At 53.3% G+C, this 20,864-nt stretch carries 20 protein-coding genes; 8 read left to right on the top strand and 12 right to left on the bottom strand.

What is annotated here, in order from left to right; translation table 11 throughout:
• The 10 genes from BUB44_RS13420 to BUB44_RS13375 all read right to left on the bottom strand — a co-directional run.
• On the bottom strand, positions 1-317 hold a 317-nt coding region (locus tag BUB44_RS13420), incomplete at its 3' end, for an electron transfer flavoprotein subunit beta/FixA family protein (RefSeq protein WP_423219799.1).
• A 20-nt stretch (positions 318-337) separates the two neighbouring features.
• Complete coding sequence (locus tag BUB44_RS13415) at positions 338-1,483, bottom strand: acyl-CoA dehydrogenase (protein WP_027355502.1); 1,146 nt, start codon at positions 1,481-1,483, stop codon at positions 338-340.
• Positions 1,484-2,176: 693 nt separating this feature from the next.
• On the bottom strand, positions 2,177-3,811 hold the full coding sequence (locus BUB44_RS13410) for an AMP-binding protein (RefSeq protein ID WP_027355503.1): 1,635 nt from the start codon (positions 3,809-3,811) through the stop codon (positions 2,177-2,179).
• Between the two features lie 388 nt (positions 3,812-4,199).
• Positions 4,200-6,173, bottom strand: coding sequence for an acetate--CoA ligase (acs, locus tag BUB44_RS13405; RefSeq protein ID WP_207545675.1), 1,974 nt, complete (start codon positions 6,171-6,173; stop codon positions 4,200-4,202).
• A 122-nt stretch (positions 6,174-6,295) separates the two neighbouring features.
• Positions 6,296-6,568: a hypothetical protein gene (locus BUB44_RS13400; RefSeq protein WP_027355505.1), complete on the bottom strand. Its 273-nt coding sequence runs from the start codon at positions 6,566-6,568 to the stop codon at positions 6,296-6,298.
• A gap of 26 nt (positions 6,569-6,594) precedes the next feature.
• Positions 6,595-7,734 (bottom strand): acyl-CoA dehydrogenase, encoded by a 1,140-nt coding sequence (locus BUB44_RS13395; RefSeq protein ID WP_073167199.1) that lies wholly within the window; start codon positions 7,732-7,734, stop codon positions 6,595-6,597.
• A gap of 337 nt (positions 7,735-8,071) precedes the next feature.
• Positions 8,072-9,091 carry a sigma-54 interaction domain-containing protein gene (locus tag BUB44_RS13390; protein WP_073167193.1) on the bottom strand — a complete coding sequence of 340 codons (1,020 nt, stop codon included), beginning with the start codon at positions 9,089-9,091 and terminating at the stop codon, positions 8,072-8,074.
• Between the two features lie 159 nt (positions 9,092-9,250).
• Positions 9,251-10,744 (bottom strand): glycogen synthase GlgA, encoded by a 1,494-nt coding sequence (gene glgA, locus BUB44_RS13385; RefSeq protein ID WP_073167190.1) that lies wholly within the window; start codon positions 10,742-10,744, stop codon positions 9,251-9,253.
• Positions 10,737-11,789, bottom strand: a complete 1,053-nt coding sequence (galT, locus tag BUB44_RS13380; protein WP_073167188.1) for a galactose-1-phosphate uridylyltransferase — start codon at positions 11,787-11,789, stop codon at positions 10,737-10,739. Before galT ends, glgA begins: the two co-directional genes overlap by 8 nt.
• 29 nt (positions 11,790-11,818) lie before the next feature.
• On the bottom strand, positions 11,819-12,109 hold the full coding sequence (locus BUB44_RS13375; RefSeq protein WP_073167185.1) for an MTH1187 family thiamine-binding protein: 291 nt from the start codon (positions 12,107-12,109) through the stop codon (positions 11,819-11,821).
• A 342-nt stretch (positions 12,110-12,451) separates the two neighbouring features.
• Here BUB44_RS13375 and BUB44_RS13370 point away from each other — a divergent pair, with 342 nt between their 5' ends.
• Positions 12,452-13,084 carry a septum site-determining protein MinC gene (locus BUB44_RS13370; protein ID WP_073167183.1) on the top strand — a complete coding sequence of 211 codons (633 nt, stop codon included), beginning with the start codon at positions 12,452-12,454 and terminating at the stop codon, positions 13,082-13,084.
• Here the strand turns inward: BUB44_RS13370 and BUB44_RS13365 are convergent.
• Both BUB44_RS13365 and BUB44_RS13360 read right to left on the bottom strand, forming a co-directional pair.
• Entirely contained in the window at positions 13,081-13,629 is a 549-nt protein-coding gene (locus BUB44_RS13365) for an NUDIX hydrolase (RefSeq protein ID WP_073167181.1), read from the bottom strand. The two genes, BUB44_RS13370 and BUB44_RS13365, sit on opposite strands and share 4 nt — an antisense overlap.
• Positions 13,630-13,631: 2 nt before the next feature.
• Entirely contained in the window at positions 13,632-14,246 is a 615-nt protein-coding gene (locus BUB44_RS13360; protein ID WP_073167196.1) for a DUF3786 domain-containing protein, read from the bottom strand.
• Positions 14,247-14,428: 182 nt separating this feature from the next.
• Between BUB44_RS13360 and BUB44_RS13355 the strand changes: the two genes are divergently transcribed.
• The 7 genes from BUB44_RS13355 to BUB44_RS13325 all read left to right on the top strand — a co-directional run.
• A complete protein-coding gene (locus BUB44_RS13355; RefSeq protein ID WP_073167178.1) occupies positions 14,429-14,863 on the top strand; it encodes an Hsp20/alpha crystallin family protein in 435 nt (144 codons plus the stop codon).
• Between the two features lie 172 nt (positions 14,864-15,035).
• The gene (locus BUB44_RS13350; RefSeq protein ID WP_051617712.1) at positions 15,036-16,346 is read left to right on the top strand and encodes a glycosyl hydrolase family 18 protein; all 1,311 of its coding nucleotides are present in this window, start codon (positions 15,036-15,038) and stop codon (positions 16,344-16,346) included.
• Between the two features lie 182 nt (positions 16,347-16,528).
• Positions 16,529-17,533 (top strand): acyl-CoA dehydratase activase-related protein, encoded by a 1,005-nt coding sequence (locus tag BUB44_RS13345; protein WP_034634180.1) that lies wholly within the window; start codon positions 16,529-16,531, stop codon positions 17,531-17,533.
• Positions 17,506-18,594 carry an acyl-CoA dehydratase activase-related protein gene (locus tag BUB44_RS13340; protein ID WP_073167176.1) on the top strand — a complete coding sequence of 363 codons (1,089 nt, stop codon included), beginning with the start codon at positions 17,506-17,508 and terminating at the stop codon, positions 18,592-18,594. The genes BUB44_RS13345 and BUB44_RS13340 overlap by 28 nt, the downstream gene beginning before the upstream one ends.
• 91 nt (positions 18,595-18,685) lie before the next feature.
• Positions 18,686-19,639, top strand: a complete 954-nt coding sequence (locus BUB44_RS13335) for an acyl-CoA dehydratase activase (protein WP_073167173.1) — start codon at positions 18,686-18,688, stop codon at positions 19,637-19,639.
• A gap of 13 nt (positions 19,640-19,652) precedes the next feature.
• Positions 19,653-19,859, top strand: coding sequence for a hypothetical protein (locus BUB44_RS13330; RefSeq protein WP_073167170.1), 207 nt, complete (start codon positions 19,653-19,655; stop codon positions 19,857-19,859).
• A gap of 343 nt (positions 19,860-20,202) precedes the next feature.
• Positions 20,203-20,864 (top strand): thiolase family protein (locus BUB44_RS13325; protein ID WP_278247943.1); only part of this gene is annotated, 662 nt, incomplete at its 3' end.

Genomic DNA, 20,864 nt, shown 5'->3' with positions numbered 1-20,864 from the left:
CGCGAGAGCACCCGCGCCAGTATGGTGGCCGTGGTGTATTCGTCTATTTCTTCCAGTTCGGGGGTGACCAGCACCGCCCGGTCGGCCCCCATGGCCAGGGCCTGGCGCAGTACGTCCTGGGCTTTCGGCCCGCCCATGCTGATTACCGTTACTTCCCCTTTGGTCTTTTCTTTGATGCGCAGGGCTTCTTCCACCGCAAATTCGTCGTAGGGGTTCATGATCAGGCTGACGCCTTCCTGGTTGATTTTCCCCTGCGCATCCAGGGTGATCTTGGCTTCCGTGTCGAAGGTCTGCTTGGTAAATACTGCTACCTTCATCTTCTCCCTCCTTACGTCAGTTATTTGAGCAGATGATTGGCAATGACTATGCGCTGAACTTCACTGGTACCCTCGTAAATTTCCGTAATCTTGGCATCCCGCATCATGCGCTCCACAGGGTACTCCCTGGTGTAACCGTAACCACCGTGAATCTGCACTGCCTTGGTGGTTACCCACATGGCCACCTCCGAAGCGTAAAGCTTGGCCATAGCCGACTGTTTGCTATAGGGCAGCCGGTTATCTTTCAGGAAGGCAGCCTGGTATACCAGCAGGCGGGCGGCCTCAATCCGGGTGGCCATATCGGCCAGCATCCAGGCAATGCCCTGATTGGCGCTGATGGGGCGGCCGAACTGCTCCCGCACTTTACTGTATGCCAGGGCCTGTTCGAAAGCCCCCTGGGCAATACCCAGAGCCTGGGCGGCTATACCGATACGCCCCCCGTCCAGGGTGGCCATGGCAATTTTAAAACCTTCACCCTCTTTACCCAGCATGTTTTCTTTGGGAATACGGCAGTTATCAAAAACCAGCTCGTAAGTATAAGAAGCCCGGATACCCATCTTATGTTCCTTCTTGCCGAAGGTGAACCCGGGTGTGCCCTTTTCCACAATAAAAGCGGTTGTTCCCCGGTGCTTTTTGCTCATGTCGGGGTCCGTGCGGGCAATAATAACATAAACATCGGCCCGCCCTCCATTGGTAATAAAGATTTTCGTTCCATTCAGGACATACTCATCCCCATCCCGGACGGCACTCAGCTTTACCGACCCGGCATCGGAACCGGCAGAAGGCTCGGTCAGGCCCAGAGCACCGATCTTTTTCCCTTCGGCCAGGGGAACCAGGTACTTTTTCTTTTGCTCTTCAGTACCAAAGGCATATATGGGCCAGCTGCACAGGGAGGTATGGGCCGAGATAAGTACCCCCGTGGAGGCACAGACCCGACTTAACTCCTCCACTGCAATGGCATAGCTGAGGTTATCCATGCCGGCCCCACCATACTCCTCGGGAAAGGGGATGCCTGTCAGGCCCATTTCGGCCATCTTGTCCCATAAAGACCAATCGTACTCTTCCGTTTCATCCATTTCGGCGGCTTTGGGAGCCACCTCATTTTCGGCAAACTCCCGGACGGTTTGCCGGAGCAATTCCTGCTCCTCCGTAAGCATAAAATTCATAAACCTCTCCCCTTTTTGAACCGATTTTTAATTTCAACAATTCCTCCTACTTTTAAACCCCTAGCCACAGGTCAGGTGGTACGGCTTTTAATCATTATTCCTAGCAAGCTTCATGCCGGACTTTTTAGAAAACTCTAACTAGACCAGCAAGGGCAGCAATTCCAACAATCCATACCCCGCCCTCCATCAATCCAGGGCCTTCAACACGTGCCTTCAATATAGACATCATACATCCCATAAAACAACGGGCAGCCCCGGGAAAAAGCTTGCCCTTTGCGGTCTATTTAAGGAGTGTTTACATAAGTAAACATGGGGCCCCTTTTTAGACATTCGCTCCCCCTGCTTACCTTCCCTGCAATAGCATATTCCTTTTCCCGGAAAGAAGCAAGATAAAACCGTAAGGGCCGGGTGTTAACCTGACCTCCCAGGCTGTAGTCAAAAAGTACTTCTGATATGTGCCCTGGTTTTAGTCGTCGCTCCCGGTCGTATCGCTGGCCGGGCCAAAAGGCCCCGGCTCCGGTCTTCGGCGGGTACCGGCCACATTCACACCACCGCGAACATCCGGTCCGCGGCACGTGGCCTGGCCCGGCGGCGCTCACTCCAGGTCGCTTCTCCTTTAAAACCAGGGCACATAAAGAGTTGGCCGAAAACCTGAAGGGCCGGGTGTTAACCCGGCCCCTTGCTCCTCTAACACTACCTGCGCTTACCGGCCCACTCCCGTTCCCGCAGTTCCACCCGGCGGATTTTACCGCTGATGGTTTTGGGCAGGGATTCAACAAACTCGACCTTCCGCGGGTACTTGTAGGGCGCGGTAACTTTCTTTACGTGTTCCTGCAGCTCTTTCACCAGCTCATCGGAGGGCTGGTAACCCGGTGCCAGCACAACGAAAGCCTTAACCACTTCCCCCCGGATCTCGTCGGGACTGGAAACCACGGCCGACTCGGCCACCGCCGGGTGTTCCAGCAGGGCACTTTCCACTTCAAAGGGGCCAATGCGGTAACCGGAAGTAAGGATTACATCATCGGCGCGTCCCACGAACCACAAATAGCCGTCCTCATCTTTATAGGCCCGGTCGCCGGTAAGATACCAGTCGCCACGGTGCACGCTGGCCGTTTTTTCTGGATCTTTCCAGTATTCCTTGAATAACCCCACCGGACGCTCGGGTTTTACTCTAATCGCCACATCGCCCTCGGTGTTGGGCGGCAGGATATTGCCTTCCTCGTCAATAACCTGGACGTCAAAACCCGGGGAAGGTTTGCCCATGGAGCCAAAACGGGGCTCGATACAGGGGAAGTTGCCACAAACCAGCACCGTTTCGGTCTGGCCGTAACCATCACGGATGGTAAGGCCAGTAGCCTTTTTCCAGACCTCAATGACCTCCGGATTCAGGGGTTCACCGGCACCGACACAGTGGCGCAGGGTGGTGAACTTGTACTGGCTTAAATCTTCCAGCACCATCATCCGGTAGTTAGTTGGCGCTCCACAAAGGGTGGTAATGGGGTATTTCTGCAACAATTCCAGGGTTTTCTTTGGACTGAAGCGGGGGGAATGGTGGACAAACAGGGCCGCCCCCATATTCCACGGGCCAAAGAAACTGCTCCAGGCTGCCTTGGCCCAGCCGGTATCGCTTAAATTCCAGTGCAAATCGTCCGGGCGCAGGTCCAGCCAGTACTTACCGGTTATTATATGGCCCAGCGGGTAGCTGGCATGGGTATGCACCGTCATCTTGGGATAACCCGTCGTTCCCGAGGTGAAATACAGGATGGCATTGTCGTCGCTCCTGGTATTGGCGGTAGTAAAATTGTCACTGGCCCTGGCCACTGCTTCCCTGTAATTCAGCCAGCCCTGGCGTGGCTCGCCCACTATAATGCGGGACTTAACCGTGGGACATTCCCCTATAACCTCGTCCACCCTGGGAGCAACGTCGTTATCGGTAATAACACAAACCGCTTCCGCTGTCTCCAGGCGATATTTGATATCCTTGGCAGTAAGCTGGGTGGTACCGGGACTGACTACGGCGCCCATGCGCAGGCAGGCCAGGTTGATCTCCCACCACTCAATCAACCGGGGCAGAATAACCACTACCACATCGCCCTGCTTGACCCCCTGCTCCCGCAGGACATTGGCCGCCCGCCGGGAAGCGACGGAAAATTCATAAAAAGTCTTGCGCACCTCGTTACCCTCATCATCCACCCAGAGCATGGCCAGCTTAGCGGGATCCTGAGCCCATTTATCAATAACATCCCGGGCAAAATTGAAATATTCGGGCTTTTCCCATCTGAATTCCGCGTAGGTTTTTTCATAATCCACCATATTGTGCTGGCTCAACTTTGCTTCCTCCTTTATCAGGTTTCACAGCCTAAAAAGATAGTTTAAAGTTAATACCCGGTTGCGGGATTGTTTTTACCAACCCCGCAACCGTATTTACCAGGTGCCCCTTCCATACAGGATGCCCTTTCTAACCACCTGTTCCCTTTAAGTCCTTAGAAGACCCCGCCACCCCCCTTTATTTGAGTACCGAAAATTTCACCATGCAAAAATTAAACCACTATTCTGACTATTTAACTTCTCTAGCACTGATTGCACCGAAATCCTCACCACGTATAAAAAATTTTAATAACGGCAGCAACGATTAAAGCAGATATTTAACTCCGGCTTCCGTTAAGGCAGTGTAAATATTACTATACATGTTTTTTAGCGTTACCAGGTGAAAGAACTATTTTCCCGCTTTCCTGGCCGCCACAATGCTTTTGATCTGCTCCACCGCACCTATATCTTCCAGACCGGTAATATCACCCTTGATCTCACCGCTGACCATAATTTCTTTCAGCAGGCGGCGCATGATCTTGCCGCTGGGAGTCTTGGGCATGACCGGGGTGAAGTAAATGGCTCCGGGAACGGCAATTTTGCCGATATTTTCTATGACCTTATTTTTTATTGCCTGCTCCATCTCGGGACCGGGCTGATATCCCTCCCGGAGGGTGACAAAGGCCACGGGAATTAACCCTTTAATGGGATCCGGAACACCAATTACCGCCGCTTCAGCTACCCCCTCACATTCAATAATGGCACTTTCCATTTCCATGGTCGAAAGGCGATGGCCGGCCACGTTGAAAACATCATCAATCCGGCCGGTAACCCAGAAATGGCCGTCCTTGTCCTTGATGGCAGCATCATGGGTGTAATAGCATCCTTCCACCTGGCTGAAATACTCCTGGATATACCTCTCCGGTTCCCTCCACAGGGTACGTACCATCATGGGAATGGGTCGCTTGATGATCAGGTTGCCCGGCGTTTCAGGGGGAACCGGTTTTCCTTCCTCGTCCACCACATCCAGCTGCGCGCCTAAAAATTGAATGCCGCAGGAACCGGGTTTCATGGGCGTTAACCAGGCTGCCCCGGCCAGCGGGCAACCGGCAGTTTCCGTCTGGCCCCAGGTATTATTAATGTAAATGCGTTTCCGGCCCAGTTTTTCATAGGCCCAGTGCCATGCCTCCGGGTTAAACGGTTCCCCCACCAGGGATAGAACATCCAGGCAGGACAGGTCGTAAGGCTCCATCCAGCTTTCTCCGTACCGCATGAGCATACGGATAGCGGTGGGGGCAGTAAACAGCTTATTCACCCGGTACCTGTCGATAATCTGGTAGAACCGGTCGGGCCGGGGGTAGTCCAGAGCCCCCTCGTAAAACAGGGTTGTTACCCCATTGGACAGGGCACCTGCAATTCCCCATATATGCATGGTCAACCAGCCGATATCGGCCGTACACCAGAACATATCATGGGGATGGTGATCCATATGGAATTTGGCGTAAACATAATTATTTACCACAAAAGCTACGCTTGAATGTACTATACCCTTGGGTTTGCCCGTGGTGCCACTGGTATAAAATACCAACCCGGGCTCATTGGCCTCCATGGGTTCCGGCGGGCACTGCCGGGATACCCCGGCCATCAATTCATGCCACCAGTAATCGCGTCCTTCCTTCATGTATACCTCCGAACCGGTACGCTTTACCACCACCACAGCCCGGATGCTCTGCATATCCTCAATTACTTCATCCACCTTTGGTTTCAAAGGAATTTCCCGGCCGCGACGGTAGCCGCCGTCGGCAGTGACAACCAGCTGGGGTTCGTAGTTAATAAGCCGGTCCCGCAGGGCCCGTACGGAAAAGCCCGAGAATATGGTATTAAACAGCACTCCCAGGCGGTAGCAGGCCAGAACAGCAATTACTGTTTCCGCCAGGTTGGGCAGGAAAATGGCCACCCGGTCACCCTTCTGCAGGCCGAAACTTTTAAGAATATTGGCAAATTTACATACCTCGCTGTGCAGCATCCGGTAGGTATAAAACTTGCTCTGATAGTCTTCCCCCTCCCAGATCAGGGCCAGCTTGTTATCTGCGCCCTTCTCCAGGTGCCGGTCAATAAGATTGTAGCAGGGATTGGTAACGCCGCCGACAAAAAACTTGAAATGCGGCATTTCCCCTTCCATAACCTTTTCCCAGGGCTTGATCCAGTAAAGCTCGCTGGCCACGTCGGCCCAAAATTTTTCCGGTTCCTCCCACGATTTGCGGAGCAGTTCATTAAAAGCATCCACACTGCCCAGGACTGACTCTTTTACTTTTCCGGGTTCGGGATAATAAAGTTTGCTCTCCTTAATCATCTTTAACTCCTCTGGCCTTACCTCGATCACCAACCATACCTCCCCTTTTTCGAACTATTTTGATTTTTTAAACCCCGGCCGGGGAAAAAATTCATTTTTCACCTCCCTCCTTTTTACTTCGCCTTCCCGGCCGGGGTTCGGGAAAAAAGAGCCTAGCAACTATCCCTGCTTTCCCACCATTTACTTAAGGGATCGTGCAGGGTAAATATGCCACCGGGTTTTTGCTGCACCCGCCCGCGCCTGACCAGATCCTGCAATAACTGTTCAGTTACTTTTTCGTCCAGCCCCAGATGTTCAGCTACTTCGGAAATACTTCCGGGAACACGTCCCAGCAAGCTGACAATGGCCTCCCCGGCAGCCTTTTTCTGCCGGCGGGTCAGGGGAATACCTGGAGGGATGATCTTCCTGTGAAACCCGCGAGTCACCTCTACCCCCCCACTTTCACCACGCCTCAACAACCCAGCGCCCGGGAAATGACCAGACGCTGGATCTCGGAGGTGCCTTCCCCAATTTCCAGCAGCTTGGCATCCCGCAGATGGCGCTCAACCGAAAACTCCTTCATATAACCATATCCTCCATGTATCTGGATGGCATCCAGGGCAGCCCGGGTAGCCATTTCTGATGCAAACAGCTTGACCATGGCCGCCTCCTTGGTATAGGGCCGTCCCTGATCCCTCAACCAGGCAACCTTCAGGTACATGTTCCGGGCCAGCTCAATGTTGGTGGCCATATCAGCCAGCTTGAAAGATACGGCCTGGAACTTGGAAATGTTTTGCCCGAACTGGGTCCTCTGCCGGGCATACTCCAGGGCTGCATCCAGGCAGGCCTGGGCAATACCTACGGCCATGGCCGCAATGGCCACGCGACCGCCATCGAGCACCTGCAGAAATTGCTTGAAGCCATGGTTTAACTGGCCCAGGAGATTTTCCCTGGGAATTCTCACATTATCAAAGAACAGTTCTGTGGTGTTGGATCCGGACATGCCCAGCTTTTCGTAGCCGGCTCTTATGGTCAAACCGGGAGCGTCGGCAGGCACGATAAAGGCACTGATGCCCCTTTTACCTTTATTGCGGTCAGTAACCGCTGTAATGGTAATAAAGCGGGCGTAGCTGGCATTGGTGATGAAACACTTGGAGCCATTTATCACCCATTCATCTCCCTCCAGCACTGCCGTGGTCTGGGTCCCACCGGCATCCGAACCGGCATTGGGCTCGGTAAGTCCGAAAGCACCGAGACATTCTCCCCGGCACAGGGGTACCAGGTATTTTTGCTTTTGCTCCTGTGTGCCGAATAGATAAATGGGCATGCAGCCGAGGGAAATATGTGCCTCATAGGTAAGGCCGGTGGAAGCGCAGGCCCGGGTAATTTCTTCTAAGGCCAGGCAATAGCTGACGTAATCTCCTCCGGCACCTCCGTATTCCTCAGGAAAGGGCAGGCCCATGAGATCCATCTCTGCAAGCTTCTTTATAATATCCAGAGGGAACTGGCCGCTCCGGTCGATCTCTTTTGCTCTGGGGAGAATTTCTTTCTGGGCGAACTCCCGCACCACATCACGAATAAGCCGCTGATCTCTGGTAAGGTCAAAATCCATCCCACACCCCTCCCGGAAGAAAATTTTAAACTGGTCCTGTTGCCCCCGTAAAAGGTGACGGGCCTGCTCGAACAACGCACCCCTTTCCCGGCCGGTTTTGCCACCCGGCCCATTTTTTAAAGCAAGTCAAGAGTAACAGGCCGCTTTTCAACTGCCAGTAACCATAAAATGGGGGCGAGATATCAAAATTCAAGCCCCAACTGCACATGTTCCAGACATGGTCCCGGCTGGTGTTAACAAACTTAACACCAGCCGGTATCCTTACCCGGCATTATCTCCGGGCTTTTCCGGGAGAATAAAGGGTGGGACGGGGAATACAGGAACTGTTTATATTTATTTACATCAAGTTATATTTAACTAACTTCTTATACAGACCGGGCCGGGAAATCCCCAGCAGCCGGGCCGCCCTGGCCCTGTTTCCCTTGCTTTCAACCAGGGCCTGCAAGATTATATACTTTTCCACCTGTTCCAAAATCTCAACCAGGGTTTTCCCCTGCCTGAATGCCTGCGCAACCTGGCCGGGAAGCCCCGTATCACGAAGCGGTTGTTTTTCACCGGAGAAGGAATACAGGTGAGCAGGTAAATGGTGCAGCTGGATAACTTTATTATCATCTATCAGGTTAAAAGCGCGTTCCAAACAATTTTCCAGTTCGCGAACATTTCCCGGCCAGGAATATTGCATGAAGGCGTTCATCACCTCCGGAGCAACTCCACTTACCCGGGCCTTAAAAGAAAGGTTGAACTTCTGGATAAAGGCTTCCACCAGCAGGGGTATATCTTCTTTGCGTTCTCTTAAAGGGGGAATGTGTAAATTAATCACGTTCAGGCGGTAAAAAAGATCTTCCCGGAATTTTTTATACTTAACCATTTGTTCAAGGTTAACATTGGTCGCGGCCACCACGCGGACATCAACGTATATGGAACGCCTGCTGCCCAGTTTTTGTATCTCACGTTCCTGCAGGAAGCGCAGGAGCTTGGCCTGCATGGGCCAGGAGAGTTCCGCCACCTCATCCAGGAAAACCGTTCCCTGGTGAGCAAGTTCCAGCTTACCGGGCTGCCCCCCTTTCCGGCAGCCGGTAAAAGCTCCTTCTTCGTAACCAAAAAGCTCGGATTCCACAAGCGTATCGGGAATGGCCGCACAATTAATTTTTACAAAGGGTCCTGCTCGTCGCAAGCTGGCCGCATGCAGCGCCCGGGCAAACAGTTCCTTTCCGGTGCCGCTCTCCCCGGTGATGAGCACATTTGAATTGCGGGGAGCAATTTTAAGCAGGGTTTCCTTGAGATCGAGCATCTGGGGACTGAGGCCGATAATGTGATCTGTGGTAAAATGGGCAACCCCGGGAGAATGAAATCTCACTGTTTACCACGGTCCTTCCTGAAATATCTGAATGTTTTTGCTGAATAAAAGAGAAAAGGGTTAGAATTATTCAACTACTCTCAATATTTTAACAACGTCATCTGGAAGTGTAAATAAAAAAATATGGCCATCCCCCGACAGGAATGGCCTTGAATAGACTCACGCGATTTTCGCCCTGGCCAGGTGCCTGCTCAAAGCTTCCTGGTAGAGCTGCAGGTATTCCACTGCCGAACGGGCCCAGGAAAAGTCAAGCTCCATGGCCCTCCTGATGAGCGCCCGCCACTGTTGAGGTTGCTCCGTATACAGGGTGAGGGCCCGCAGGATGGCCTGGTAAAGGGCCTCTCCATCGTATTCGGAGAAGGTGAAGCCGTTTCCGGAACCGGTAGCCGGATTGTAATCATGAACCGTATCAGCCAGCCCGCCCGTTGCCCGGACGATGGGGATGGTTCCATAGCGCATGGCAATCAATTGTCCGAGACCACAGGGTTCAAAACGGGAAGGCATTAAAAACATATCGGCACCGGCGTAAATGCGCTGGGCCAGGATGGCATTAAAGCCTATATAAACTCCCGCTTTTTCAGGGTAACGGTTGTGAATGTCCCTGAACATATTCTCATACCGGCGGTCGCCGCTGCCCAGTACCACAAACTGCACATCATGGGCCAGCAGCCGGTCGGTAATTTGAGCGATCAGATCGAGCCCTTTTTGATCCACCAGGCGCGAGATCACTCCCAGCACCGGAACATCCCTTACGGGCAGGTTCATTTCCTTTTGCAGGGCATATTTGTTTTCCCTCTTGTTTTCAATGCTCTCCCAGTCGTAATTGCGATGAATACGGGGATCGGTTCTGGGGTTAAATTCGTGGTAATTAATGCCGTTAATTATCCCGTACAGGTCGTGGGAACGCTTGCGCAGCAGGCCATCCATCCGTTCTCCCATTTCCGGTCGCTGAATCTCGGCGGCGTAGGTTTTGCTGACCGTGCTGATGACATCGGCAAACAGGATGCCCATTTTCATAAAGCTAACCGTACCGTAAAACTCAATTAATTCGGGAGTAAAATATTCCTCCCCTACCTCTAAAAGATCGAGGGTTTCTTTGGGGAAATTACCCTGGTATTGCAAGTTGTGGATGGTGTAAACCGTTGCTATCCGGTTATAAAAGGGGTCCTGGTTATAGCGCACCTTCAGGAAAAAGGGGATGGGCCCGGTCTGCCAGTCGTTGCAGTGGATTATATCCGGTTGCCAGTTGAGGCGCGGTAACATCTCCAGTACCGCCCGGCAGAAGAAAGCAAAGCGTTCCGCCTCGTCGGGAAACATATACATGCCATCCCGGTAAAAATAGTGGTGATTATCCACCAGGTACACCGGAATAATGCGATGTTCACCCTGGTAATGGGCCTCAATGGTACTTTCCCTGATGATAGCCGTCTCGACCCGCTTGTTGTAAAATACCGGGAAATCCATGCGGTAGGTGGCTTTTTCAATTCCCTTGTAATGGGGCATGGCTACCCGGACGTCGTTGCCGAGATTATCATTGCCCACGGTAGCCAGGGCCTTGGGAAGGGAGCCGGCCACATCGGCCAGCCCTCCTGTCTTGGCAAATGGTACCACTTCAGACGATACGAGCAGTATTTTCAACGGCCGGTCAAACATACCGTACTGCCTCCCTTTCTGCCCCGGCGTAAGCCGGTGGTGGTAAATAAGCTTCCTCTTCCCGCAGAACCTGCGCTGCCAGCTCCGGCGGCGTGGGGTTGATGTAAAAACCCGTACCCAGCTCAAAACCAGCCATGATCGTTAACCTGGGCATGATCTCAAGGTGCCAGTGATAGCCAGCCGTATCGGGCTCGTTGACAGGAGCGGTATGCAGGACCATATTGAAAGGCGGGTTGTTCAGGACCCTTCTTAAACGCAACAGGGTGCTGCGCAGTACCCTGGCCAGATCCCGTACCTGATCCTCCCGGATCATCGCAAAATCATGCTGGTGCTCCCGGGGTACGATCCATGTTTCAAAGGGAAAGCGGGAAGCATAGGGAGCAAAGCTAACGAAGGCACCGGTTTCAAGAACCACCCTTTGCCGCTCGGAAACTTCCTGGGCCACCACATCGCAGAGAATACAACGTCCCACAGAACGGGCGTAATTTTTAAAACCTTCCATTTCTTCCTCCACATCCACCGGAACCATAGGTGTTGCCAGTATCTGGGAATGGGTGTGTTCCAGGGATGCCCCGGCAGTCTGGCCAAAATTTTTAAAGATCTGGATATATTTTAATCTGGGGTCCCGGCGCAGCTCCAGGGAACGGTGCTGCCAGGCCCAGATAACTTCCTCCAGCTGGCGCTCATCCACAGCATCCAGGTTGGCTATATGGCCCGGAGATTCCACCACCACTTCGTGGGCACCCAGCCCATCCATCACTTCGTAAACGCCATGGCGCCGCACTCCGGCCTGAGCTTCCGGACGAACCGCGGGAAACTTGTTTGGAACCACCCTGATCCACCAGCCCGGGGTATCCGGTGCTGTGCCCCCGTGCCGGAAAGCCAGGACCTCCGGCGGCGTATCCCCTTCATGTCCCGGGCAGAGGGGACAGCGCCCCCCCTTTTTTTCGTCCCTCGGCACCCTGTAGTCAGTAGGGCGCTTCCCCCGTTCGGTAGCAATAACTACCCACCGCTTCACCAGCGGGTCCTTTCTCCATTCGGGCACTTTTTTTCCTCCCCTCGAAAAATGTCTTCTTACATTACCGCCCGAACCATATCTTCCATAGACTCCTCTTTATCGCGGCGTTCATCGATGGTAATTGAGGTCACCACCCGCATAACCCCGTCGTTAAAAGGAGCCCGGTGCATTTTTTTAACCGCTTCCAGCAGTCTATCCAGCTCTCCCTCAACTACGGTGGACATGGGTGTAACCTGGTATTTAAGGCCGGATTCTTCTTTCAGCACTTCACAACAATGGCTGATATAGCTGCTGATGCTGGGATGATCGGTACCCATGGGCATTACACTTATTTCCATGATGGCCATCTTCTCCTCACTCCTTCCCGCTATGAAATTCTATTGTAAAAGTTGCCGCAAAAACATTCTTTTTATACAGATACTGTCGCATATCCATGCCACCGGTCACACCCCGTCGCCCCGTAATCCGGGCCGGTTACAAAATTCCCTGGGCAACCACCGGCTATCCAGTTGTTTTTACGACAATACCATATTATTAGACGGCAATATTTTCTTTTAGAGCAGGAATGTGACGCTAAAAATCGAAATATGCTTTTCAGGCCATACCTCTAAAACCAAAAAAATAAGGCAGGAGCCGTTCCGCCATAAGCAAGCTTTTATCTTTTATCCTTAATAAAGGGGTTGGATAAGGTGCCCAGGGAACTGGTCAGTATTAAAGGAACCCGGGAAGGACTGGTAATACTTCTTGATTCCACCCGTGAATTTGAAGATATCAAGTTACACTTGAAGCGCAAGATGGAATCTTCCCGGGGCTTTTTCCGGGGAGCACGTTTTGCCGTCTACGGGCAGGCCATTACCGGCCGCCAGCGCTCGGAACTGGAAAATATTTGCCGCCAGTACGGTTTAATCCCCTCACCGGAAATATCCTGGCCTTTGGAGAAAAAGGTGGAACAGATAAAAACTGTTCTTCCGGGTGAACCAGCCCGGCTGGTTCAAGGCACCCTGCGCTCGGGCCAGGAAATACGGCACCAGGGAAATGTGGTAATTATAGGCAACATCCACCCCGGAGCCCGGGTTGTTGCCACCGGCAGCGTCATTATCATGGGCTGCTGCCGGGGAACTGTCCAGGCAGGGGCGGAAGGAAACACTGCGGCTACCATTACCGCTCTGAAATTACAGGCAGCCTGTTTGTCCATTGCCGGAATTACCGCCAGCCCGGCTGCAATCCCCCGGAGCAGCCTGTTTCCCATAACGGCCAGGCTAAAAGGCGGGAGGATTATTTTTGATTCCTACCGCCATAAAGCCATATACCCTGCTTTTTAAGCTTTCTCCCTTTCCAGGAGATAATGTGCGGCCAGAAGGCCGGCAGTAGACTTGGCATCGCAAATATCCCCCCGCCAGATCATGGCCAGGGCTTCGTCCAGGGGCACTTTTACCACCTGGACGAATTCATCTTCGTCCAGGTGCTGCCTTTCCAGATGCAGGTCCCGGGCCAGGAACAAGTGCATTTTCTCACTGGTAAATCCCGGAGTGGAGTAAAAGCTGCCGAGCTGCTGCCAGCGTTCGGCCCTCAAGCCGGTTTCCTCCGCCAGCTCCCTTTTGGCACACTGGAGAGGATCCTCTCCTTTTTCTATTTTACCGGCAGGTATCTCCAAAAGTTCCCTTTCCACCGGGTAACGGTACTGCCGGACCATAAAAACTTCCTTTTGCTCGTTCAGGGCCACTACGGCCACCGCGCCGGCATATTCCACCACTTCCCGGGTACCGGTACGGCCATCGGGCAGGAGCACCGTATCCACGCGCAGGTTCAGGATTTTTCCCCGGTAAACCACCCGGGAATCCAATCTCTTCTCGGTTAAAAAGGCCAATGTTATCTCCCTCCGGACTGAATAATTTTCCTCATTTTCCCCAGCGCGAGGCCGGGTAATAACGCATAGTCTTCGGTGGGCAGGTGGCGGGGCGCGGAAGCATCGAAAAGGACATTTCCCGAAGGAGGAAACTCATCATCGCCCAGCCACAGGAGAAAAGTTACAGGTATTTTGGGCAGCACCGGTATGTTTACAGCCACGTCTCCCATAGCCACCTGCGAGCCCCCCAGCATCTTCGCTGCCTGCACCAGGAGGTCCGGCTTGTCTCCGAAAAGGCTTACCAGGGGGCGTACCGCCCGGTTATTAAAGGGGCCGGTATAAATAAACCCGCCGGGAAGTTCCTGGAAGGAAATCAACCGCCCTTCTACCCGGGCCGGGGAAGACCTGGCCAGGTAATGTAAAAGAACAATTCTTATTTCTTCAGGTACTTCCTGGCCCGAAGAAGCATCTTTAACCTCACCCCCGGGGTATTTAACCAGATAATCGGCACCGAGGAAGGGAACGACAAATTCTTGCGTTTCCTGACGGTAAGTGACAGCCGCATTAAAAGCCATGCTTTCCGGATCCCGCCGGGCAAATTCTTCCTTAGCCTGCCGGTGGGCAGGCTCAAGATTCATCCAGGCCAAAATACAACCCTCCCTGAATATTTCCAAGTTTGCTTATAACAAGCTTCGTTACCGGCCGTCCTTTTCCTCCCGAAGCAGCGGTATACGTTTAAAGGGGGACTTTTTTTAAATGTATATCTGCCCCTATTCTGCACAAGATCTAATTGAAATACTTTTTGGGGAGGTATGCGGCCATGGACCTTGTACGCTGGGAACCTTTTCATGAACTTCGCCAGCAAATGAACAGGATCTTCAACAACCCCTGGTTCCGCGGGATGCCTTTCTGGGGTACCGATGGCATCAACCCGCGGGTGGACATTTACCAGACGGATGACGAAGTTGTGGCCACGGCAGAGCTGCCCGGGATAGTATCCAGGGACGACGTGGAAGTAACCCTGACCGAAAATACCCTTAGCATCCGGGGAGAATTTAAAAGGGGTGCCGAAGAAAGGCAGGAGGGTTACTATCACAGCGAACGCTATTACGGAACCTTTAGCCGCACCCTGCCTCTGCCGGTAGAAGTCAAACCCGATCAGGCAAGGGCTACTTATAAAAACGGGATCCTGGAAGTGCGCATTCCCAAAAAAGAACCCGGCAAAAGAAATGTTTACCGGGTTGATATCCAGTAGCAAGCAAATCCTCCCGTTCAGCCAGAACTTATGCCGGAAGCGCAGAAACCGGAACCAGCGGTTCCGGTTTCTACTTTTTTCCACATAATTCCTCAGATGGTATGATTTTTTTAATGCTTTCCCGGAAAAAGCCTGGTAAAATTTTAGGAGATAAAAACCAGGGGAGGTAGTTATGTTTAATTGCAGGAAAAAACTTATCCCGTTGTTAATTTTAATGATCTTTACCTTTAACTTTACCTGTATCGCTTACGCCAGCCAGTACTTAAGGCAGGGAGATTACGGTCCGGACGTGGTTGCCCTCCAGGAAAAATTGCGCCAGATGGGCTATCTGGCCGCACCGGCCACCGGTTATTTCGGCCCCCTGACAGAAGCTGCTGTCATTAAATTGCAGGCAGATTACAACCTGATCATTGACGGCATTGTCGGGCCCCAGACCAGCGCTCTTCTCACACAATTAACGGAACAAAAAATACCGTCCAGGCAAAAGAAAATCATTATGGGCTACTATACGGGGAAAGAAACACCACTGCCCTCTTCCCTGTCCAGCCTGAGCAATCATGGCTCTCAACTTACCTTCATCGCCCCCTTCCGCTACCGGCTAAATGCCAGTGGAACGGGAAGTCTCGACACCCTTGGAGATATCCCGGAAAAGGAGTTCAGGGAGCTTTTTACCGTGGCCCGGCAAAATAAGGTAAAGGTTCTGGCCCTTGTACATAACCTGCTTTACGGAAATGGCATCCAGGGCAGGGATGTGGCCCACCGTATACTGTCCGATCCCCAGAAGCGGTGGTCCCTGGTGATGAATATTTTCTATCTCCTGAAGGAAAACGGTTTTGATGGAGTGGAGATTGACATAGAAGATATTTACCCCTCGGATCGCCAGTTATTTAACCAGTTTTTAATTGAGCTGGCCGCCCAGCTCAAGCCAGCAGGATACTATATTTCCGTGGCCTTACCGGCCAAAACCAGCGATGCTCCCAACATGAGCTGGGGTGATTCCTTTGATTACGCCACCATAGGCCGCTATGCCGATCAGGTGGTGGTTATGGCCTACGATGAACACGGAGCTTACAGCGGCCCCGGCCCTATAGCTTCACTGCCCTGGGTGGAAAAAGTGGTTCAGTATACGGTGAGCAAGATTCCAGCGCCTAAGGTCATGCTGGGCATACCTGCCTATGGATTTGACTGGAACTATGATGGCGGCTTTCCCCGCTATCTATCCCATGAACTGGCCCTGGAAACTGCCCGCTGGTACGGCGCTCCTGTTCGCTGGAATACCTGGGCCCAGGCACCTTACTTCACTTACATCGATGAAAACGGCTCCCGCCACGAGGTATGGTTTGAAAATGCCAGCAGCTGGGCAGGTAAGCTGGACCTGATTACCAGGTACAACCTCAAGGGAGCCGCCATCTGGCGGCTGGGAATGGAAGATCCCGATAGCTGGAGAGTGATTGGCGAAAAATTTATCACCGCCAGGTATTAAAAAAGCTTTCATGTACTCACAGATTGTCAGTAAATTCCCCATGTACCCCGGTTTTACAGCAGGAGCAAGCGCCGCCCGGACCGTACTGTAAAATTTAAAAAAGGAATTGCCGCCCTTAAAGAGAATTATAAAACAGGTCCGCGCAATGTTATTTTTTTCTATGTAAAAGGAGAGATTTTGATTTGGCTGTCCGGGTTGGTATCCCTTCTTCACTCCTGTACTATCTTTATTACCCGGCCTGGAATACTTTCTTCAGCGAGCTGGGGGCCCGGGTAATCCCCTCGGGAAACACTACCAGAGAAATTCTCGATCTGGGGGTGAAGGAGGCCCTGGCCGATGCCTGTGTGCCCATCAAATTATATTTTGGTCATGTAAAAGCCCTGGTGGGTCAGGTTGACTATTTATTCATCCCCAGGGTGGTCTGTTTAAACAGGGAAACAACTTACTGCCCCAAATTCCTGGGGCTGCCGGACATGATCCTGCATTCCATTAAAAACGTTCCCCCCCTGATAGATGTGCGGATCGACGTAAGGGAAGAAAGGGACGCCCTGTTTAAAGCCTACCGGCAGGCAGGTCAGGTTCTGGGTGCCACCGGCAGGGTTATTATCCAGGCTTACCGCAAAGCCATGGCCACAGAGCGTCGCTTCTTCTCCCTGCTCAGGAAAGGCTGGTCGCCTCACGAAGCCCTGCAAATTTTGAAGACAGGCAGCCGGCCACCGAAAAAAAAGGGCCGCCTCACTTTTGCCGTGCTGGGCTATCCGTACCTGGTGTACGACCAGTATATAAGCGTGGGCCTGCTGGGACGGTTGAAAAAAATGGGGGTCGACGTGGTTACCGTGGAAAACCTGGCACCCCGCGTCCTCTACAGGCAAAAAGATTACCTGGAAAAGCGCCTGTTCTGGACCCTTGGCGATCTGGTCCTGCGGGCGGCCCATTACCTTCTGCGGCGGACAAATATAGACGGAGTGATCCACGTAACCGCTTTTGGTTGCGGGCCCGATTCCCTGGTGGGAAAATATCTGGAGATGGCAGTTCACCAGTACCGGAACGTTCCTTTCATGAGCCTTTCCATCGATGAACACAGCGGCGATGCCGGAATCGCTACCCGGCTGGAAGCCTTTGTGGATATGGTTATGCGCAAAAAAGAGGTGGGTCTTCAATGCCCAGGATCACTTTCCCCCATGTAGGGGAATCGTACCGCAGCTTTAAAATGCTTATGGAGGATCTCGGGAACGAGGTTATTCTCCCTCCCCGGCCCAGCAAGCGCACCCTGGATCTGGGGGTACGCTATGCGCCGGAATTTGCCTGCTTCCCGGTAAAAATACTTCTCGGCACCTACCTGGAAACCTGCCCGCAGGGGGTGGAGCTCATCATTACCAGCGGTGGGGTTGGACCCTGCCGGGCGGGTCATTATGCCCAGTTGCATAAAAAAATCCTGCGCTCCCTGGGCTACCAGGTAGATATTGTAGTTTTTGAACCACCGAGGCTCTATCCCCTGGAATTTTTACATAACATCCAGCGGCTCAACCCCCATCGTATGTCTTACCGGGCAATCTACGAGTGCATCCGGCGGGCCTGGCGCAAACTCCAGGCGCTGGATAATGTGGAAAAGCTAACCCACAAAATTCGCCCCCGGGAAACCGTCCGGGGTGCCACCACCCGCGCTTACCGGCGGGTACTGGAGTGGATTGACAGGGCATACAGCCTCGCAGAAATTGAAGAAGCCGAACAAAGCGCCATCGAAGAACTGAAAAAAGTACCGCAGGATCCTTACCGGGATGTGTTGAGAGTGGGCATCGTCGGTGAGGTATATGTCCTCCTGGAACCGGCCAGCAACCTGGAAATTGAAGAAACCCTGGGGAATCTGGGGGTGGAAGTGGAAAGGTCGCTGTTCCTGACGGGCTGGACCAGGGATAATACCTGGGCGGAAACCACAGAAGGCCTGACAGTGAAAGAAGCCGCCCTGCCTTACCTGCCCGAACTGCTGGGAGGGCACGGCCGCGACTCTATTGGCAATACGGTACTCTATGCCAAGCGGGGGTTCGACGGGGTTATTCAGCTTGCCCCCTTTACCTGCATACCGGAAATCGTGGCCAGGACTATCCTGCCCCGGGTGAGCGAAGACCACAGTATCCCTGTCCTGACTTTCTTCCTGGATGAACAGACAGGCAAGGCAGGTATGGCCACCCGCCTGGAGGCCTTTGTGGATCTAATGCGGCGCAAAAAAGCCGCCCGCCGCACGGCTTGAAAAATATTAACGGCACAAACTACTGGCCATAATACTCTTTCTTACTCTATCATTCCTACTTACCATCTTTTGCAGCAAGAAGGGAAGAACAATGAAAGCCTACCTGGGTATTGACGTAGGGTCGGTAAGCACCAACATCGTAATTTTAAGCGAGGCCGGAGAAGTCCTCACCGGCCTTTACTTGCGCACCCGGGGCCGCCCCATTGAAGCCATTCAGAATGGCCTCAAGGCAGCCAGGGAAAGCATCAAACCGGGGCTGGAAATAGCGGGTGTGGGCACCACCGGAAGCGGGCGCTACCTGGCTGGCGTTATGGTGGGAGCCGATGTAATCAAGAACGAAATTACAGCCCACGCCGTGGCTGCCAGCATGCTGGTACCCGATGTAAAAACGGTACTGGAAATTGGCGGGCAGGATTCCAAAATTATAATTCTCCGCGACGGCGTAGTGGTAGATTTTGCCATGAACACGGTTTGTGCAGCCGGCACCGGCTCGTTCCTGGATCAACAGGCCGCCCGGCTGAACATCCCCATCGAACAGTTCGGCGAACTGGCCCTGCAGTCGACCAACCCGGTGCGCATTGCCGGCCGGTGCACGGTTTTTGCCGAATCCGATATGATCCACAAGCAGCAGATGGGCCATGCCCTGCCGGATATTATCAACGGCCTTTGTGAGGCCCTGGTACGCAATTACCTGAATAATGTGGGCAAGGGCAAAGAGATCCTTCCCCCGGTAGTCTTCCAGGGAGGTGTGGCCGCCAATATCGGTATAAAGGCCGCTTTTGAACGGGCCCTGGGTATGCCCGTGCTGGTACCGGAACATCATAAAATCATGGGCGCCATCGGTGCCGCCCAGCTGGCTGCCGAGAAGGTAGCCGGAACTGGACAGACCTCATTTAAAGGTTTTGGCATCTCGGAAATCCCCTACCATACCAGGAGCTTTGAGTGCGACGGCTGCCCCAACTCCTGTGAAATTGCCGAGATTTATGAGGGGGACAGGGTCATAGGCCGCTGGGGGGCCCGCTGTCCCCGCTGGGACGTTATCTGAAAGGAAGAAAACTGTGTCCACCAAGCTTGTGCTGGTTATTAACTGGATACTGCTTTCCTTAATGCTGGCCAACGGCCTGTGGGTGATGTGGGATGCCCGCCGGCGGGGCAAGCCGCTGGGTGAGATCATTGCCTGGGGCCTGTTCTCCACCGCTTTCTTTGGTATCGGTCTGGCCCTCTACCTGGCCTGGGGCCGCCACCTGCCCTCCGGCAAAACCTGATTTCCTGCAGGGCACATAAAACTCACAAGCCTGCTTTTTGCTCTGGCCGGTAAAACCTTAGAACCATGTAAATTACCGTTCACCCTTTTGTCTACTAATGTAGACTGTTTACATTTTAAAATATAAATAATTACCCCGAACTTTTCCGCCAAACCTGCCCGCTGCCCCAAAAAGAATGAATCGAAAAAATAATTAGTCTTGACGCAACTTTATGACAACTGCCTCCTGCCCCTCTCGAATGCTGGTATAATTTTTGCTCCTCTCACCAACAAACCGATTGGTGAATACTCAAGATTTGAAAAACCTGCTGATCATTGTCCGGTAATAAAGGAGGAATAAACCTTTGCGGGAAACAGTAATTGTCAGTGCAGCCAGGACACCCTTTGGGAAACTGGGCGGGGCTCTGGCCCCTCTCACCGCCGTTCAGCTGGGAGGCGTGGTGATTAAAGAAGCCCTCCGGCGGGCGGGTATTGACGGGGAACAGGTGGAAAACGTGATCATGGGGCAGGTGCTGCAGGGGGGCTGCGGGCAGATCCCCTCGCGCCAGGCCACCCGGCTGGCGGGCCTGCCCTGGGAAGTGCCCTCGGAAACCATCAACAAGGTCTGCGCCTCCGGCCTGCGGGCGGTAACCCTGGGCGACCAGATCATCCGGGCCGGCGACGCCGACATCATCGTGGCCGGCGGCATGGAGAGCATGAGCAACGCCCCCTACTTTGTGCACGCCCGCTGGGGCCTGCGCATGGGCGACACCCGGTTTGTGGACCTGATGGTTCACGACGGTCTCTGGTGCGCCTTCTACAACCGGCACATGGCCATTCACGGCGGGGAAGTGGCCAGGGAATACGGCATCTCCCGGGAAGAGCAGGATGAATGGGCCCTGCGCAGCCACCGGCTGGCCATAGAGGCCATAGACGCCGGCCGGCTGAAGGAAGAAATCGTGCCCGTGGCCGTACCCCAGAAGAAGGGCGACCCGAAAACGGTGGACACGGACGAAGCGCCCCGGCG

It is taken from the genome of Desulfofundulus australicus DSM 11792 (genome assembly GCF_900129285.1).
In the GTDB taxonomy this organism is placed as follows: domain Bacteria; phylum Bacillota; class Desulfotomaculia; order Desulfotomaculales; family Desulfovirgulaceae; genus Desulfofundulus; species Desulfofundulus australicus.
This window is presented reverse-complemented; position numbering and strand designations above follow the sequence as displayed.